Source organism: Achromobacter ruhlandii (assembly GCF_002082135.1).
GTDB classification, from domain to species: domain Bacteria; phylum Pseudomonadota; class Gammaproteobacteria; order Burkholderiales; family Burkholderiaceae_B; genus Achromobacter; species Achromobacter ruhlandii.
Genome location: NZ_CP017433.1, coordinates 2,832,743 through 2,849,754, shown reverse-complemented (window position 1 = coordinate 2,849,754; position 17,012 = coordinate 2,832,743). Strand labels below are relative to the sequence as shown.

The 17,012-nt window shown below is 69.1% G+C and carries 19 protein-coding genes; 10 read left to right on the top strand and 9 right to left on the bottom strand.

From position 1 onward, the window contains the following. Nucleotides 1-46: 46 nt before the first annotated feature. Complete coding sequence (locus tag AruCF_RS12865; RefSeq protein WP_049073432.1) at nt 47-1,348, bottom strand: D-amino acid dehydrogenase; 1,302 nt, start codon at nt 1,346-1,348, stop codon at nt 47-49. A 135-nt stretch (nt 1,349-1,483) separates the two neighbouring features. Here AruCF_RS12865 and AruCF_RS12860 point away from each other — a divergent pair, with 135 nt between their 5' ends. The 6 genes from AruCF_RS12860 (at nt 1,484) to AruCF_RS29635 (ending at nt 5,994) form a co-directional block, all read left to right on the top strand. Further along, nucleotides 1,484-1,951, top strand: coding sequence for an Lrp/AsnC ligand binding domain-containing protein (locus AruCF_RS12860; protein WP_049073431.1), 468 nt, complete (start codon nt 1,484-1,486; stop codon nt 1,949-1,951). A gap of 108 nt (nt 1,952-2,059) precedes the next feature. Continuing rightward, complete coding sequence (locus tag AruCF_RS12855) at nt 2,060-2,743, top strand: DUF502 domain-containing protein (RefSeq protein WP_054417496.1); 684 nt, start codon at nt 2,060-2,062, stop codon at nt 2,741-2,743. A gap of 34 nt (nt 2,744-2,777) precedes the next feature. Then, nucleotides 2,778-3,002 carry an RNA-binding S4 domain-containing protein gene (locus AruCF_RS12850; RefSeq protein ID WP_049073430.1) on the top strand — a complete coding sequence of 75 codons (225 nt, stop codon included), beginning with the start codon at nt 2,778-2,780 and terminating at the stop codon, nt 3,000-3,002. Then, nucleotides 2,999-3,574 carry a restriction endonuclease gene (locus AruCF_RS12845; RefSeq protein ID WP_049073429.1) on the top strand — a complete coding sequence of 192 codons (576 nt, stop codon included), beginning with the start codon at nt 2,999-3,001 and terminating at the stop codon, nt 3,572-3,574. Before AruCF_RS12850 ends, AruCF_RS12845 begins: the two co-directional genes overlap by 4 nt. A gap of 108 nt (nt 3,575-3,682) precedes the next feature. Then, nucleotides 3,683-4,075, top strand: a complete 393-nt coding sequence (locus tag AruCF_RS12840; protein ID WP_049073428.1) for a DUF2784 domain-containing protein — start codon at nt 3,683-3,685, stop codon at nt 4,073-4,075. Between the two features lie 11 nt (nt 4,076-4,086). Beyond that, nucleotides 4,087-5,994 (top strand): tetratricopeptide repeat protein, encoded by a 1,908-nt coding sequence (locus tag AruCF_RS29635; RefSeq protein WP_174655157.1) that lies wholly within the window; start codon nt 4,087-4,089, stop codon nt 5,992-5,994. Nucleotides 5,995-6,090: 96 nt separating this feature from the next. On the opposite strand, the gene AruCF_RS12830 is transcribed toward AruCF_RS29635, so the two are convergent. Further along, nucleotides 6,091-7,218, bottom strand: a complete 1,128-nt coding sequence (locus AruCF_RS12830; protein WP_006385295.1) for an acyl-CoA dehydrogenase family protein — start codon at nt 7,216-7,218, stop codon at nt 6,091-6,093. A 127-nt stretch (nt 7,219-7,345) separates the two neighbouring features. After that, a complete protein-coding gene (locus tag AruCF_RS12825) occupies nt 7,346-7,792 on the bottom strand; it encodes an Rrf2 family transcriptional regulator (RefSeq protein ID WP_049073427.1) in 447 nt (148 codons plus the stop codon). A gap of 93 nt (nt 7,793-7,885) precedes the next feature. On the opposite strand from AruCF_RS12825, the gene AruCF_RS12820 reads away from it, so the two are divergent. Continuing rightward, nucleotides 7,886-8,845, top strand: coding sequence for an NAD(P)/FAD-dependent oxidoreductase (locus AruCF_RS12820; RefSeq protein WP_049073426.1), 960 nt, complete (start codon nt 7,886-7,888; stop codon nt 8,843-8,845). A gap of 75 nt (nt 8,846-8,920) precedes the next feature. On the opposite strand, the gene AruCF_RS12815 is transcribed toward AruCF_RS12820, so the two are convergent. Together AruCF_RS12815 and AruCF_RS12810 are read right to left on the bottom strand one after the other, a co-directional pair. Continuing rightward, complete coding sequence (locus AruCF_RS12815) at nt 8,921-10,276, bottom strand: hypothetical protein (RefSeq protein WP_080977406.1); 1,356 nt, start codon at nt 10,274-10,276, stop codon at nt 8,921-8,923. Next, nucleotides 10,273-10,908, bottom strand: coding sequence for a DUF2971 domain-containing protein (locus tag AruCF_RS12810; protein ID WP_211485586.1), 636 nt, complete (start codon nt 10,906-10,908; stop codon nt 10,273-10,275). The genes AruCF_RS12815 and AruCF_RS12810 overlap by 4 nt, the downstream gene beginning before the upstream one ends. A 90-nt stretch (nt 10,909-10,998) precedes the next feature. Here AruCF_RS12810 and AruCF_RS12805 point away from each other — a divergent pair, with 90 nt between their 5' ends. Beyond that, a complete protein-coding gene (locus AruCF_RS12805; protein ID WP_049073424.1) occupies nt 10,999-11,451 on the top strand; it encodes a hypothetical protein in 453 nt (150 codons plus the stop codon). A gap of 67 nt (nt 11,452-11,518) precedes the next feature. Here the strand turns inward: AruCF_RS12805 and AruCF_RS12800 are convergent, their stop codons facing one another. Then, the gene (locus tag AruCF_RS12800) at nt 11,519-12,532 is read right to left on the bottom strand and encodes an alpha/beta hydrolase family protein (protein ID WP_144419125.1); all 1,014 of its coding nucleotides are present in this window, start codon (nt 12,530-12,532) and stop codon (nt 11,519-11,521) included. Between the two features lie 241 nt (nt 12,533-12,773). Here AruCF_RS12800 and AruCF_RS12795 point away from each other — a divergent pair, with 241 nt between their 5' ends. Continuing rightward, nucleotides 12,774-13,928, top strand: a complete 1,155-nt coding sequence (locus tag AruCF_RS12795; protein WP_049073423.1) for a porin — start codon at nt 12,774-12,776, stop codon at nt 13,926-13,928. A gap of 159 nt (nt 13,929-14,087) precedes the next feature. On the opposite strand, the gene AruCF_RS12790 is transcribed toward AruCF_RS12795, so the two are convergent. Further along, the gene (locus AruCF_RS12790; protein WP_049077745.1) at nt 14,088-15,332 is read right to left on the bottom strand and encodes a hypothetical protein; all 1,245 of its coding nucleotides are present in this window, start codon (nt 15,330-15,332) and stop codon (nt 14,088-14,090) included. Nucleotides 15,333-15,615: 283 nt separating this feature from the next. Between AruCF_RS12790 and catB the strand changes: the two genes are divergently transcribed. Beyond that, complete coding sequence (catB, locus tag AruCF_RS12785) at nt 15,616-16,266, top strand: type B chloramphenicol O-acetyltransferase (protein WP_049073422.1); 651 nt, start codon at nt 15,616-15,618, stop codon at nt 16,264-16,266. Here the strand turns inward: catB and AruCF_RS12780 are convergent. Next, complete coding sequence (locus AruCF_RS12780; protein WP_049073421.1) at nt 16,241-16,603, bottom strand: winged helix-turn-helix domain-containing protein; 363 nt, start codon at nt 16,601-16,603, stop codon at nt 16,241-16,243. The genes catB and AruCF_RS12780 overlap by 26 nt on opposite strands. Nucleotides 16,604-16,624: 21 nt before the next feature. Further along, the gene (locus AruCF_RS12775) at nt 16,625-16,930 is read right to left on the bottom strand and encodes a DUF4148 domain-containing protein (RefSeq protein WP_049073420.1); all 306 of its coding nucleotides are present in this window, start codon (nt 16,928-16,930) and stop codon (nt 16,625-16,627) included. Nucleotides 16,931-17,012 lie beyond the last annotated feature (82 nt).

Here is a 17,012-nt window from a genome sequence, read left to right as displayed (position 1 = left end):
CTTGTGGCCGGCGCGGGAGGAAACGGGTTCGGAAAACAGGCCGGAATCAGGCGCCCTTGCCGTCCAGCACCAGCGGCCGCTCGGCCGAGGCCTGGCGGTCGTAGCGCGACAGCGCCAGGCCGTCGGTACGGATCTGCGGCCGCTGGCCCAGCACCTGGTCGGCCACCAGCTTGCCGGAGCCGCAGGCCATGGTCCAACCCAGCGTGCCGTGGCCGGTGTTCAGGAACAGGTTGCCGTAGCGGGTCGGGCCGACCACGGGCGTGCTGTCCGGCGTCATGGGGCGCAAGCCGGTCCAGAACTCGGCGCGGGCCACGTCGCCGCTGCCGGGGAACAGATCGTTGACCACCAGTTCCAGCGTCTTGCGGCGCGCGTCCTTCAGGCGCAGGTCGAAGCCCGACAGCTCGGCCATGCCGCCGACGCGGATGCGGTCGTCAAAGCGGGTGACGGCGATCTTGTAGGTCTCGTCCAGGATGGTGGAGACCGGCGCGGCGGCCTCGTCCTTCATAGGGATGGTCAGCGAATAGCCCTTGACCGGGTACACCGGCAGGTCCAGGCCGAGCGGCTCCAGGAAGCCGCGGGTGTAGCTGCCGAAGGCGGCGACGTAGCGGTCGGCCGTCAGCACCTCGTTGCCGACACGCACGCCGGTCACCTGCCCGCCGGCGGTGTTCAGGCCCGTGACGGACTGGTTGTAGCGGAACTCCACGCCCAGCGCCGCGGCCATCGCGGCCAGGCGGGTGGTGAACAGGCGGCAGTCGCCGGTCTCGTCGTTGGGCAGGCGCAGGCCGCCGGCCAGCTTGTGCAGCGAGCGCGCCAGCGCCGGCTCGGCGCTCACCAGGCGGTTGCGGTCCAGCAGCTCGTAGGGCACGCCGACCTCTTCCAGCACCGCGATGTCGCGGCGCGCGGCTTCCATCTGGGCCTCGGTGCGGAACAGTTGCAGCGTGCCGCGGGTGCGCTCTTCATAATGGATGCCGGTGTCGGCGCGCAGTTCGCGCAGGCAGTCGCGGCTGTATTCGGCCAGGCGCAGCATGCGTTCCTTGTTGACCGCGTAGCGCTCGGCCGAACAGTTGGCCAGCATCGCCGCCATCCACTTGAGCTGGTAAAGGCTGCCGTCCAGGCGGATCGCCAGCGGCGCGTGCTTCTTGAACAGCCACTTGATGGCCTTCAGCGGAATGCCGGGCGCGGCCCAGGGCGTGGAATAGCCCGGCGACACCTGGCCGGCGTTGGCGTAGCTGGTCTCCTGGGCGGCGCCGGGCTGGCGGTCCAGCACCGTCACTTTGGCCCCCTGGCGGGCCAGGTAATAAGCGGTGGTGGTGCCGATGACGCCGCTGCCGAGGACGATGACGTGCATGATTCGTTCCGAAGTTTGGATTTGGTCAGGAATTTCGGTAGTCTATGAGCCTCATCACAGTGAAAATCACTGAAGATTTTTATTCGGCAGTGGTTTTTCCCGGCCCAGCGCCTTTTTTCGACCGCCAGAAGTGAAATGCGCGATCTCGACCGTATCGACCTGAAAATCCTGGATATCCTGCAGCGGGAAGGCCGTATTTCCGTCACGGAACTGGCCGAGCGCGTCAACCTGTCGGCCACGCCCTGCTCCGACCGCATCAAGCGCATGGAGCGTGAAGGCGTGATCTCCGGTTACCATGCGCGCGTCAACCCGGCGGCGCTCGGCAAGAACCTGCTGGTGTTCCTGGAGATCAAGCTTTCGGCCAAGTCCGGCGACGTGTTCGACAAGGTCAAGAAAGAGCTGCTGTATGTGCCCGAGGTCATGGAGTGCCACCTGGTGTCGGGCGACTTCGACTACCTGGTCAAGGCCCGCCTGACCGAGATGAATGAATACCGCCGTCTTCTTGGCGAGATCCTCAAGCGCCTGCCCGCGTCGGCCGAATCGCGCAGTTATGTGGTGATGGAGGAGATCAAGGAGACGCTATACCTGCCCGTTGACCGGTAGCAATTCCCGCGTCTTGTTACCGGACTTTGCGCCGCCTGCTGCTATGCTTTCGGCCCTTCCGGTCCGCCGGCGCGCAGGACCCGACCCCGATTTCCTGGCTTCATGACTATGACCCGTCTCTACAAGTACTTCTTCCGCGGCCTGATCACCGTGCTGCCGCTGGCGCTGACGATCTACCTGCTCTACATCTTCCTGGCCTGGACCGAGGCGGTGGCGCTGACCTTCCTGCGCCCGTTCATCGGCGGCTTCTACTTTCCCGGCCTGGGGCTGCTGCTGGGCATCCTGGGCATCCTGGCGATCGGCTACCTGGTGTCCAAGGAGCGCGTCAAGCGCGTGATGGCGCTGTTGGAAATGCCATTCACCAACCTGCCGGTGGTCAAGAGCATCTACTCGTCGCTCAAGAGCTTCGCCGACTACTTCTCGCCCAGCTCCAAGGCCACCGCCCAGCAGGTCGTGATCCTGCGCATCCCGGGCCAGCAGCTGGAGCTGGTCGGGCTGGTGACGCGCCGCAACCTGGAAGGTCTGCCGGAGGGCTTCACGCAGGGCGACCGCGTGGCCGTGTACCTGCCGATGGGCTATATGATCGGGGGCTATACCGTGTTCGTGCCGCAGGAATGGGTGCAGCCGATCCAGATGTCGGTCGAGGAAGCCATGCGCTCGTCGCTGATTGCCTGGATGGCGCGCGCCGAAACCCCCAGCGACCGCCCCGTGGCGCCGGCCGACGTGCCGCCCATGCCCCCCGCGCCGCCGGCCCCGCCCGCTGGCGGCAACGCCCCCGGCGGCCAGGCCTGAACCACCCGATCTCCATTCAACGCCCGTCTGTTCCATGCCCATCATCGAATTCACGCTTGCCGAAGGCAGCCCTTTTATTGAAGTCAATCAGCTGCTCAAGGCCACCGGCGTCTGCGACAGCGGCGGCGCCGGCAAGATGCTGGTGGCCGAAGGCCACGTGAGCGTGGGCGGCGTGGTCGAAACGCGCAAGACGGCCAAGATCCGTCCCGGCCAGATCGTCACCTGCGGCGACGTGCGTATCGTGGTGCGCGCGTCATGAAGTTCAAGATGTCGCAGAACTCCATCTTCGCGGTGCTGCTGCGCTCGCCGTGGTGGATGAGCGCCGGCGTGGCGCTGCTGCTGTCGGTGGGCGGGTTCGCCGCGCTGCCGCTGGAGTATGCGGCCATGGGCGTGTTCGCCGCCGTGCCGTTCGCGGTGATCGCCATCATGGCGGCCTACAAGCAGTTGCGCGCGCCGTCGGGCGCCCGCGTCGAGGCCGTGGCGCAGGCCGCCGCGGCCATGTCGTGGCAGCAGTTCGCCGCCACGGTCGAGGCCGGCTTTCGCCGCGATGGCTGCGAGGTCGAACGGCTGCACGGCCCCGGCGCCGATTTCGCCTTGACCAAGGACGGCCACGTCGCCATGGTCAGCGCCAAGCGCTGGAAGGCCGCGCGGGTCGGCGTCGAGCCGCTGCGCGAACTGCAGGCGGCGCGGGAAAAGCGCGGCGCGCGCGAAGCCATCTACATCGCGTTGGGCGAAGTATCCGACAACGCCCTGCAATACGCCCGCGCCGAGGGCGTGTCGCTGATGACCGCGCCGGAACTGGCCAAGCTGCTGCGCGACCTGAAACCCTGACGACCGGCGCCGGCGCCATCCGCGCCCGGCGCCCCTTCCGCCCGTCGCCACGGACGCGTCGGCCCCGTCGCCCCGACAAGAGCGGATGCCCACCGGAGGAATGCCCGCATGATCCCTTGCCTGCTGGCCGACGCCGTCCTGATCATTCACGGCCTGTTCGTCGCCTTCGTGGTGTTCGGCGGCCTGCTGGCGCTGTGGCGCTGGCGCCTGGCCTACTTGCACCTGCCGGCGCTGGCCTGGGGCGCGATGGTCATCGGCATGGGCTGGATCTGCCCGCTGACGCCGCTGGAAGTGTCGCTGCGCCAGCAGGCGGGCCAGCAAGGCTATGCCGGCGGCTTCATCGAGCACTACATTCTGGCGCTGATCTACCCGGACGGCCTGACGCGCGGCGTCCAGGTCGCGCTGGCGCTGCTGCTGGTCGCCGGCAACCTCGTCATCTACACCCTCTGGGCGCGTCGCCGCCTTGCCCGCCGCGTCCGCGCGGCGGGCGCCCGAACCTAGGAACCGACCCGATGAGCTTTCTGAAGAAACTGCTCGGCGAGCAAGCCGCTCCCGCCGACGCGCACGCCAATCAGCCCGCGCCGCAGCCCGCCGATACGGCGGCCTCGGACACACAGGCGCCGCAGGAGGCCGACATGATCCGCGCCTACGACGCCTACGGCCGCGAGATTTTCGTGCCGCGCGACCAGTGGCGCGACAACGTGCTGGCCGGCGCCATCGAGCGCCACTGGGACGACGCCGACGCGCTCGCCGGCCTGATCATCCAGTCGCTCGGCGACGGCTTCATCGATGAAATGGTCAAGCCCGCCGACCGCCTGGCCGAACTGCAACCCGGTGCCGAGCGCGGCGTGGTGCTGCAGGCCATCGTATACATGAAGACCGGCCGGCTCGACGACGCCGAACGCGTGCTGCGCGATTTCATGGCCGCGCACGGCGAGACCGGCATTGTCCTGACCAACCTGGCCAAGATCCAGGACGAGCGCGGCGACGAGGCCGGCGCCCTGGCCACGCTGTGGCATGCGCTGGAGCTGGATCCCAACCAGGACAACGGCCTGGGCTGGTACGAGGCGATCCACCGCGAACACGGCGGCGACGCCGCCGGCGTGGCCGCCATGCGCAAGGTCGCCGCCCTGCCCGGCAGCTGGCGCGCGCAACTGTGGCTGGCGCACGGTGAGCTGGGCTCGCACAACCTGTCCGGCGCGCTCGCCATGTATGAAGAATCGCTCGCCCGCGCCGGCACGCCCGCGCCCGCCGACCTGCTGGCGCAGATGAGCGGCGACCTGGGCAACGCCGGCGCGATCGAGCCGATCGTGCAACTGGCCGGGCCGCGCTTCGAGGCCGCCCACCACGGCATCCAGGTCGGCAACAACCTGATCCGCGCCTGCGTCGAACTGGGCCGCCACGACGAGGCCCGCGCCATCCTCGACCAGCTCTACGCGCAGCAGCGCCCCGACTGGAAGGACAACCTGGCCTATTGGGACACCGAACTGGCGCGGGCCGCGCTGGGTGACGGCGCCACCGAACCGGCGCAGATGCGGCTGGCGATGCTGCTGGGCCGCGGCCCGGTCTGGCTGACGCCCGATTCGCCCGCGGCGGCGCTGTTCACGCCGGTGACGCCCGACTGTCCGCTGGTGTCGTTCCTGGGCGGCTCGGCCGAGATCGGCGACGCGCCCGAAGGCGCCGAGCGGCAACTGGCCGACGCCACCGGCCGCCTGAGCCGCGCGCTGCCGCTGTACTTCAACGAACAACTGGCGCTGCGCTGCGGCCTGCGCACGCAGACGCTGGTGCCGTGGCTGACCGAGCCGCATCCCGGCTTCCTGCTGAGCGGCGCGGCCTGGGACGACACCGACGCCATCGGCTACGCGCAGCAATGCGAGGCGCAAAGCGATTACGTGGTGATCTCGCACCTGGTCACCGTGGCCGAGCCGTGGCGCGCCGAGGTGCGCCTGGTGCGCACCGAGGACGCCGAGTGCATCGGCGCGCTGTCGGCCGAATTCCCGATGGCCGATCCGACCGCCGCGATCCAGCGCCTGACCGAGGACCTGGTGGCGCTGGTCGGCCGCGCCACCGCGCAGGCGCCGCTGGCGGCACCCGCCAACTACACGGTGCCGGACGGCGCCGCCTTCCCGTACTACCTGTTGCGCCTGGAACAGTTGCTGGCGGTGCGCTGCAACGGCGCCGACCCGGACCAGCCGGGCCAGCTCAATGGCGAACGCGAGATCATTGACGGCAACCTGCGCCAGTGCCTGGACTTCCCGCGCAGCGTCAACGCGCGCCTGCTGCTGGCGCAGACGGTGCGCGCCATGAAGAAGGTGCGGCCGGACGTGGCGGGCGAGTTCGAGGAAAAGATCGCGCGGTTGCAACGCGAGCAGCCGCTGGAAGCGCCGGCGCAGGCCGTGGTGCAGGCCCTGTTGGACTGATACCCCGGCAGGCCCTGCCGGTGCACGGCGTCAACCAGGCCGCCGACGCCTGCGGGCCGCCCGCCTCGGCGGCCCCCGCCCGCGCCTCGCGCCGTTCTACAAAGCGCGCGCGATCACCAGCCGCTGGATGTCGCTGGTGCCTTCGTAGATCTGGCACACGCGCACATCGCGGTAGATGCGCTCCACCGGGAAGTCGGCCAGGTAGCCATAGCCGCCCAGCGTCTGGATGGCGGCCGAGCAGACCTTCTCGGCCATCTCGGAGGCGAACAGCTTGGCCATCGAGGCCTCGGTCAGCGCCGGCCTGCCGGCCTCGCGCAGCGCCGCCGCGTGCAGCACCATCTGCCGCGCCGCGTGGATCTGCGTGGCCATGTCGGCCAGCCGGAACGACACCGCCTGGTGCTCCATGATGGGTTTGCCGAAGGCCTGGCGGTCACGGGCGTAGTCGCGCGCGCATTCGAACGCCGCGCGCGCCATGCCGACCGACTGCGAAGCGATGCCGATGCGGCCGCCCTCCAGGTTCGACAGCGCGATCTTGTAGCCCTCCCCCTCCTCGCCCAGCCGCCACGCGGCGGGAATGCGCATGTCCTCGAAGGCGATCTGGCAGGTGTCGGACAGATGCTGGCCGAGCTTGTCCTCGACCCGCACCACCTGGTAGCCCGGGGTGTCGGTCGGCACGATGAAGGCCGAGATGCCGCGCTTGCCGGCCTGCGGATCGGTCACCGCGAACACGATCACGAGCTGCCCGGTGCGGCCCGAGGTGATGAACTGCTTGGCGCCGTTGAGCACGTAGTGGTCGCCGTCGCGCACCGCGCGGGTGCGCAGGCTGCTGGCGTCGGAGCCGGCCTGCGGTTCGGTCAGGGCGAAACCGCCGATGGCCGCGCCGGTGGCCAGCGGCCGCAGGAACTGGTCCTTCTGCGCGTCGCTGCCGTACTTCAGGATCGGCATGCAGGCGACCGAGTTGTGCACGCTCATGATGGTCGAGCAGGCGCCATTGCCCGCCGCGATCTCTTCGAGCGCCACCGCGTACGACAGGTAGCCGCTGGCGTTGCCGTCCCATTCCTCCGGCACCAGCATGCCGAAGAAACCCAGGTCGGCCATCTCGCGGATGGCGTCGGCCGGATAGTGGTGTTCGCGGTCCCAGCGTTCGGAATTCGGCGCCAGGCGTTCCTGGGCGAAACGGCGCGCCATGTCCTGCACGCTGAGCTGTTCTTCGGTCAATAGCATGTTCGATGTCTCCTGGTCGGGCAGTGCCGGACTGGCGCGGGTGGCCGCCGTCCGTGTTCTCTGGCGCGGGCCGGCGTCCGGGATGCGGACACGGCACGATTGCGAGGATACACCGCCGCTCTACCCGCTAGCGCTCCGTGCGGTGCGGATGCAGCTTGAGCCGTTCCTGGAAGTCCCGCGCCAGCTGGTCAATACGGATCGTCGCGAAGCGTTCCAGCAGCAGCCGGCGCGACTCGGCCATCGCGCCTTCCAGCCCGGCGTTGACGGCCTGCTCCACCAGGCACTTCGGTTCGCTCTGGTCCAGCCCGAGCGCGAAGATCGGCGGCTCGCCCAGCGCCTGGTAGACGTCCAGCAAGCTCAGCTCGGACAACGGGCGCGTCAGCACCCAGCCGCCGCCGTGGCCCTTTTCCGATTGCACATAGCCGCGCTCGCGCAGGCCGGACATCATGCGCCGCACCACCACGGGATTGGTGTTGAGCATCTTGCCGATGGTCTCGGAGGTCAGCGGCGCGTCCTGCTCCGCCATGTGCAGCAGCACGTGCAGCATGCGGGACAGGCGGTTATCGCTGCGCATGGAAAGACTCCTGGTTCATGGTTTGAAACATTATAAGTTGCGTGACCGGGCGGGATCGCCGTATCATGCAACTTTTAAAGTATCGAGATAGCGATGAAGCCCGAAAAACTGCCCCCCTGCTACGACGCCATCATCATCGGCGGCAGCTTCGCCGGCCTGTCGGCCGCCATGCAACTGGCCCGCGCCCGCCGCCGCATCGCGCTGGTGGATGCCGGCCTGCCGCGCAACCGCTTTGCCGCGCATTCGCACGGGTTCCTGGGCCAGGACGGCAAGACGCCGGCCGAGATCGTCGCCGTCGGGCGCGCCCAACTGGGCGCCTACCGCACCGTGGACTTCATCGACGGCGCCGCCGCCAGCGCCGCCGGCGAATCGGGGCGCTTTCTCGTCACCATGGAAGATGGCCGCGAACTGCGCGGCGCCCGCCTGATCCTGGCCATCGGCGTGCGCGACGAACTGCCCGCGCTGCCGGGCCTGCGCGAACGCTGGGGCCAGACGGTGCTGCACTGCCCCTACTGCCATGGCTATGAAGTGGCCGACCAGCCGCTGGGCGTGCTGGCCGCCCACCCCATGTCCTCGCACCAGGCCGCGCTGCTGCCCGACTGGGGCACGACCACCTATTTCACCCAGGGCGAGTTCGAGCCGGACGCCGAACAGGCCGCGCTGCTGACCGCCCGCGGCGTGCGCATCGAGCGCACCCCGGTGACGCAGTTGCTCGGTTCGGCGCCACGCATCGACGCGGTGCAGTTGGCCGATGGCCGCCGCCTGCTGGTCAATGCGCTGTTCGTCGCCAGCCGCGTTCACATGGCCAGCCCGCTGGCAATGCAGCTGGGCTGCGCCTTCGACGAGGGCTTGCTGGGGCCTTACCTGCGGGTCGACGATTTCAAGCAGACCACGGTGCCGGGCGTGTACGCCGCGGGCGATGCCAGCCTGCAGATGGGCAATGCCACGCTGGCCAGCGCCTCGGGCGTGATGGCTGGGATCGGCGTGCACCAGTCGCTGGTGCGCGATGACCCCGTCAAGTGCTGGCGCGCGCAGGCCAGCCGGCCGGTGTAGGCATGCGCGCGGTCCGCGTCGCGTACGCAGTGAAAGGCGCGGCGGGGATCCCGGCTGATGCCGGCGGCGCGACGTTCAGGTGCATTGCCACAGATGCGCGCTGACGCGGCAGTGGCCGCACCAGAAGCTGTAGTTGCAGCCGCCGCTGCCCCACATCCAGTCGCCGCCGTCCGCCTGCGGCAGGTCGGAATCGAGCTGCATCGCGAACGACATGCGCTGGTCGCAATCCGGACAGGCGGGGTAGTCCGCCGACTGCACCCAGCTGGGCGGGCCGCCGACACGGCTCAGGTTCTGGCGGCCGTTGGAATCGCCCCAGTCCTGCCAGGCCCAGCGCGACGGGGCCTGGAACAGGGCCACGTCGGCCTCGCGCAGCGGTTCGGCGGGAAACTCCGGCGTCACCGGCTCGGCCCGGCGCTGCGACGGATGCGCTTGCGGCGCGCCGTCGCCGTCGTGTTGGAAGAAGAGGATCGGGCCGTCCTGTTCCCACCCCTGGCACGACAGGCAGGTGGCCAGCGTCAGCGGTGTGGCGCAATCGATACCGGCCACCTCGGGCCGCGGCAAGGTCAACAGGCGATGCAAGGGTCCATGGCACAGGCCGCAGGCGGCCGCGAGCGTGCCGCCCATGCGGCCCGCCGTCACGGTGGCCATCGGCGACGCGGGATCCGGCGCCGGCGAACCCCAGGTGGGATGCAGGCGCTGGATCTCGCGCCGCCACGCGGGTTGCGAGGCCGTCATCTGCTTGCGTTGCGCCGCGTCGAAACGGATGTGCAGGGGCTGCTCGCCATGCAGCGCGCGCGCCTGGCCGTCGTCGTCGGCATAGCCCACTTCCATCAGCCAATAGATGGCGTCGGGATCCACGCCGCCCCCGAAGCCCTGGCGCCACGCGCGCAACACCGTCCGCGGCTGGCGCGAGTGCAACAGGGCGCGGGCGCGCAGTTGGTCCGGGGAATCCGCTTCGATCGTCTGCGGCAGTTGCGCCAGCCACGCCCGCGCCGTCTCGGCGTCCAGCGCGCGCCACGCCCGGTCGATATTGAAACGCGGGCCGCCCGCGCCGGCTTCCGCCATGGCCAGCAGCGCCGGCCAGTGGCCCGCGAACAGCTGCGGCCATTGCAGCGCGGCTGAATCCAGCACTTCCGCCACGCCTTCCGAGGCCGGCCCGCGCAGCGCCCGCTGCCACGCCTGCCGCAACGTGGCGGCATAAGTGGCGTCGTCCATCAGGTCGAGCGCGGCGTCGATGAAGGTGGCGTGCTTGAGGCCGCGATCCAGGAACCGCGTGACCAGTTCCCCCAGCGCCGCCGGGTCATCGCGGCGCAGCCGCAACACCTGGCCCATGGGGTCGTTGTTCGTCCAGCCCAGCCGCTCAAAGGCGTCGATGATCTGCGCCGGCGACAGCGCGGCCTGCGCGGCCATCTTGTCGTTGCCGTCCGTCATGCGGGCTCCTTGCGGCCGGCGCTGGCGAATTTCTTCCAATCCTCGTTCTCGACCAGCGTCGAGCGGAACACGCGCAGTTTCTCGCAGCCCTTGATCGACTTCAGCACCTTCTTGACCTGATCGCACACGGTGGCCGGCAGCCACGGGCTGAGCGTGACGCGCTTGATGGTCGCGGGTGCCACCGGAATGCGCAGCACCGGCGTGTCGCGCGTCCTGCGGCAGACGAACAGGCGGAATTCCTTTTCATCGCGGAAGGCGTGGCGCTTGAGGAACGGCAGGTCGGCCTCGACGGGCGGCTGCTCGCGCAGCGACTTGATGGTGCGGTACTGCACCGCCTCGGCCCGCAGGTCGGGCACGGCTTTGACCTGCTCGATCAGCTTTTCCTTGTCGAACTCGATGCAGACCCCGCCGCTGCCGTGCGAGAACACGCGCCAGTGGTGATAGGTCTCGGAGGCCTCGGCCAGGCACAGCGCGTAGATGCCCTGCAGGCGCTTGGCGCGGGCGTATTCCTCGATGTAGAACGAGTCGTTGCGGTCGTCCCACGCCTTCGGATTGAGCAGCGCCAGTTCGCCTGTCTGCAGGTAATCGATCAGGTAGGGAAGCTCGGTGTATCTGCGCAACGAGGTGGCCAAGGCGGTGCTCCGGTGTGTACCCAGCCGCCAGTCTACCCGCATCGCCGCCGGCACGACGTTACACTGGCCGCTTGCCAAAAAGGAGACCCCATGCAGCAGAACAATGGTGAAGGAAGGCAAGCTCCGCGGCGCCACGCGCCTACCAGTCAGCGGTTCTGGTACATCGTCCTGGCGGGCATGCTGATCACCCTCAGCTATGACCTCATGCCGCTGCTGCGCGGCCAGCTCTCGCCCCTGCTCAAGCTGATCGTGCCCGGACTGCTGCTGGCCGGGCTATACCGTGGCAGCGAATGGGCGCGATGGCTGCTGATGGTATTGCTGCTGGGATTCGGCGTGCTGGTCATGTACCTGACGACCTCGCTGATGCCCTACTCGGTCGACATCTGGCTGCACCGCTTTGTGTGTAGTGTCGCCATGTTGGCGACGGGGCTGTACCTGGCGCTGGCCAGGAAGGACTCCCAGCGCTATTGCAGCTACGTGGCGTTTCGCGACGGCCCCAAGGCCGCGGCCAGGAAGCGGGCCGCCGCCGACGCCCGCCGCTAGCGCCCGGCACGCCGGGACGCACGGCCGTCAACCGCTCACGCCGGCAGGCCGGCGCGTCCCCGGGCGGTCAACGCAACGCGGTCTTGAAGAACGCGACCACCGCCGCGTTGAAATCACGGTGCCACGCCGCGCGGTCGAAACCCGGCGCATCGTGGCAGATCTCCGGCATGGCCTCGGCCTGCGCGGCCGAGCACGGCGCCAGGAAGGCGAAATGCCCGGCGCCAGCCACCGGGTGGAACTCGGATGCCGGCAACCCCTGGCGCACCGCCTCGACACTGGCCGGCGTGACGCCGTCGCCGCCCAGCGCCGATGCCCACAACTGCACCGGCGCCGACACCGCCTTGAGCGCGTCGGCGCTGAAGGCGTTGAGCGGGTCGGCGATGACCAGCGCCTTGATGCGCGCATCCTTCACATAGGGTTGCGCCGGCACCTTGCCGTCGCGGATGTCGCGGCACATCGGCAGTGACGGTTCGTCGCCGCAGAGCGCCAGGCCGCGCGTGAAATCGGGCGTCGCGCCGGCCAGCACCAGCCCCGTGTAGCCGCCGCGCGAAAATCCGAAGAAACCCACCGCGCCGTCCAGTTGCGCCCGCTGCGGCCAGGCGCCGGCCAGATAGTCGATCAGCCGCTTGATCTCGCGCGGCCGGGTCGAGAAGATCGACAGATAGCCCTGTCGCGAGCGGTCCACCGCGTTGTCGCCGACGTGGTTGATCGCCGCCACCACGAAGCCGGCGTCCGCCAGCGCCGCGGCGGTGTCGTGATGGCCCAGGTACGAGCCGGCCGATCCGTGCGACATGACGATGAGCGGCTTGCGTCCCTCGGTCATCGGGCAGTCCGGCGTTGCCGCGAGGGTGACGCGGCCGATGGCGACCTCGCGCGGCGGCGCGGCGCACGGATACCAGATGCCGCCCTGCAGGGCCGGGCCGTTCATGTCCATCGGCAGGTTCAGGCGCTGGAAACCGGCGGCGTGCGCGTTGGCGCCAAGCGCCAGCGACAGGCCGACGCAGGCGCGCGCCAGGCGCGGGCCGGCGGCGGTGGCGGAAAAACAACGGGAAAACGCGGAGCGAATGGAAGCGAGGCGCATGCGGGCAGGCGGAATCGGAGGGGATCGGATGGCGCGCCGCAGGGACGCGCTGGGTGACGCGCCGCGCTGGCGCGGTTAGCAGGAAATGATGACGGCGGCCAGGCCGCGGCGTGATCGGAATTGTCATTTTAATGTCCGCGAACTGTCGAAGCGGCGCGCCCAGACTGTCTTTCGCCGCGCGCCCGCTGGCCGAGCCCGCGCCGCGTGGCGCAATCGAGTCATCCCGTCTACGGAGTCATCCATGAAAAGAATATTCGTCGCCGCGGCCGCTACGGCCCTGTCCGGCGCGGCGGCCGCGCAAACGTCCGTCACGCTCTATGGCGTCATCGACACCGGCATCGGCTATGCCAATGTCGATGGCAGCTACACCGACCCGGCCACCGGCCGCCGCAGCAGCATCGACAGCAGCCGCCTCGGCACCACCACCGGCACCACGGCCGGCTCGCGCTGGGGCCTGCGCGGCAAGGAAGACCTGGGCGACGGCCTGTACGCGGTCTTCCAGCTGGAGTCGGGCTTCGACAGCCGCAACGGCAATTCGCTGCAGAGCGGCCGCCTGTTCGGCCGCGAAGCCACCGTCGGCCTGGGCAGCGCCGAGTGGGGCGAAGTGCGGCTGGGCCGGCAGTACAACGTCGCCACGCGTTATTTCGGCGGCATGCTCGGGCCCGCCTTCGGCGGCGGCTTCAACCAGCTGAACACCGGCGGCGGCCTCGGCTTCAGCTCGGCCTACTTCCCGCGCTACGACAACCTGGTGGTGTACGAGACGCCGTCGATGGGCGGCTTCAAGGCGGCCGTCGGCTACGCCTTCAACGTCGACGACCAGAAGACGGCCCAGACCGGCTTCGCCACCGCCGACAACACCCGCGCCATCACCGCCGGCCTGCGCTACGACAACGGTCCGCTGATGGGCTTTGCCACTTATGACCAGCTGAACGCCTCCAACAAGCTGAGCCAGGGCCAGGTCGACGCGACGCCGCGCTCGTACATCGTCGGCGGCTCGTACGACTTCGAGGTCTTCAAGGTGGCGCTGGCGTACAACCGTCTCACCGACGGCTGGTTCGCCGGCAAGAGCCTGCCCGGCGGCGCCGGCATCGGCGGCTTCACCGGCACGCCGTCCTATGCGTTCTCCAAGGGCTTCCGGTCGAATTCGTACATGCTGGCGGTGGCGGCCCCGGTCGGCAAGTCGGGCGGCGCCTTCGCCTCGTGGCAGCGGGCGGACGCGAACAGCAAGCAGCTCACCGGCGGCGACTCGGCCAGCAACACCTACAGCCTGGGCTACAACTACAACCTGTCCAAGCGCACCGATCTGTATGCGGTCGCCTCGTACACGACCAACTGGGCGTTCCTGGACAACGCCAAGGCGACCGAAGTGAATCTGGGGATACGCCACCGCTTCTGATCGCGGACGCGTCGATTCCCCTTGCGCAAGTTCCCGTTGATGACGCCCGCCTCCGCGAAGGGATGGGTGGTTTGTCGCCGCGCGTTTCCGGGTCCGTCCGGGGACGCGCGTTTTTTTGCGCGGCGCGGCGCGAGACCTCGCAGACGCGCTTGCCGCGCCCTAGACCTCCTCGATCACCGCCGTGGGCGCGAACGGCGTGCCCAGCCCCAACGCGCGATAGATGCGCTCCAGGATGCGCTGGCGCCGCGTCGGCCGGCCCATGCGCCAGCGCGTATCCAGAATCAGCAGCGGCAAGGCGACGCACAGCCACGCCGCCAGCAGAAACACGAACGTCACCGCGGCCAGTTCGGGCGCCGTCTCGCGGCCCGAGGGCGAGTCAGAGGAAGACAGCACCGCCACCACCACCAGCCAGCACACCAGGAGCAGGATCGCCAGCAAAGACAGCATCGGCACGCGCTGCCTCAGGCCCACGCCCACGGGCGCGATGTCGGTGAAAGCGGCGCGGAAATAGTGGTGACAGACATAGACGCGGCCGTCTTCCCGGTTGCGCAGGCCGTAGACCAACTGCTCGGGACCGGCGCCGGCGATGTGGCCGGCGTAGGCGGCCACCTCCACCTGGTCGCCCTCGGCCAGGAACGGCAGCACGTCGCCGAAATTCTCGGCGACGTACATGATGAAGCGGCGCGCGCCGACCTGGAAGCGATAGACGCCATAGCTGGGTGTCGTGCGCATTGACGGCCTGGCCTCATGCGTCAGCGATGCCAGGGCGCCACGTATCAGCAGGATCTCGGGCGCCGCGTCGGTAATCAGCGTCTCGCCCTCGCCTTGCGGGCGCGAGACGGACGCTTGCGCTGGCGGCGCGACATGGCGCACGGGGGTCCGCAGCAAGTCGCGGTACAGCGCTTCGCTGCGCAGGATCGCTGCCCGGTGCCGCCGGTTGTCCCATAGGCCGTACAGCGAGAAGCCCGCCAACAGCACGGCAACCAGCGCCACCGTCAGCGCCAGCACGAGCAACAGGACCTGCGCGAACGATGACAGGTCCAGCAGGCTGGCGCCGGCGCCGGCCACCGCGGCCACGGCCAGGCTGATGCCGATGCCGCGCCATCCCCGGCGGCGCTGGTCCACATAGTAGCGCGGCGGGATGCCCCGGCCCTGCCCCGCGTTCAACCAGGAAAAGTGGCGCAATCCCCCAGGTCCGCCTTCGAGCACGCCGACGCGCACCGGCGTGGCCTGTTGCCGCAACCCTTGCAGCGTGCGGATATCGGCCGGGTCATCGAAGGTGCCGTTGACCGCCACGCCGTTCACCCGCAACCACACCTGGCCGCGGACGAGAGGCACCGCGACCCGCATCGCGTCGATGGGGCCTTCGACCGTTGCGGCCACCGTGTTGGTGCGTCTGGACATGCGTGCTGACGGGCCGCAACGCGGGCGGCCGATGTTGAAAGCGCCCAGCATACCGCAAGCCTGCGCGGGCACGGGCGAGGACGATGTTTTCAATGACGGTTTTGCATCCATCGGATTCGACCGCCATCGACGGCCGTGCCCTCGTGTCCGCCACCTGCGCCGCGGTCCGCGCGCGGGCAAGGCGATGCGCGCCGGCCCGCGATTGTGCGATCATCGACGATTGCAAGCCGCTGCGCCAGCCGCCACGACACCGCGCGAGCCGGAGCCGGCCACCGAGGCCCTCATGACCAATCACTTCGAAAGCCCCTTCAAAGGCAAGCTGCTCTCCGACGACGTCACCAACAGGAACATCAAGGTCGGCCGCTACAGCTACTATTCCGGCTATTACCACGGCCACTCGTTCGACGACTGCGCGCGCTATCTCATGCCGGACCGCGACGACGTGGATCAGTTGATCATCGGCAGCTTCTGCTCCATCGGCTCGGGCGCCGCCTTCATCATGGCGGGCAACCAGGGCCACCGGTACGACTGGGCGTCGTCGTTCCCGTTCTTCTACATGAGCGAAGTGCCGGCGTTCGCGCAAGCACGCGACGCATTCCGGAAAGCCGGCGACACCGTCATCGGCAACGACGTCTGGATCGGTTCCGAAGCCATGATCATGCCCGGCATCACGATCGGCCACGGCGCCGTGATCGGCAGCCGCGCCCTCGTCACCCGGGACGTTGACCCCTACACGATCGTCGGAGGTAATCCCGCCAAGCCCATCAGGAAGCGCTTTGCCGACGACGACATCGCCCTGCTGCTGGAAATGCAGTGGTGGGACTGGACGGAGGACAGCCTGGCCGGCGCCATGCCGCTGCTGTGCTCGGGCGACATCAAGGGCCTGCACCGGTATTGGCGCGACGGCGTCACAGCGGCCCCGCGGCCAGCATGAAGCTGCCGCCGCGGATCACGTGCAGCAAGCGCGGCCGGCTGCCGCCATCGACCTTCCTGCGCAGGCGGCGCATGGCGATCGCGACGGCCTGGCACTTGACGTGTCCCGCGCCCAGGCCGGGCGCCCGGGCCTTCCAGACCGACTCGGCCAATTGCCAACTGGTGAACACCGCGCCCGGCCTGCCCATGAGCATGGCGAGCAGCCCGAACTCCTTCGGCGTCAACAGCAGCGGCTCGCCATCCCGGTACGCGCGACAGCGCAGCAGGTCCAGCTCCAGGTCCGCGAATTGCAGCCTGTCGCCGGACTCGGGCATGCACGTCAACGAAACGTGGCCCATTTCGGCCTGACTCCGGCGCCGTTATCGGCGCAGTTCGTTCTGGCGCTGCACTTCGGCCTGGTAGTCCGGGCCCGAGCGCAGCCGCACATACTCCGAGAACGCCGCCTTGTACTCGGGACTGTAGATGTCCGGCGTGGCCTCGCCGCGCCAGAACCGGTCCACGCCGGCGCGCTTCCACAGCGCCAGGTCGGCCAGCACCTCGGCACGCGAGAGCGACGCGCCGTAGGGGCTGGTCAGGGCCGTGGACTGCGCCTGCTGGGCCAGCGCCGTGCCGGAAACACCCGCCGCCAGGGCCAGGATCAGTGCGGTTTTACGAAGAATCTGCATGCTTCACTCCTATGAATCGTGGGGGGTACTGCACGGGATTCATTCTAGGAAGGCGATGCGGACAGAAAGCGGATAAGGGGAT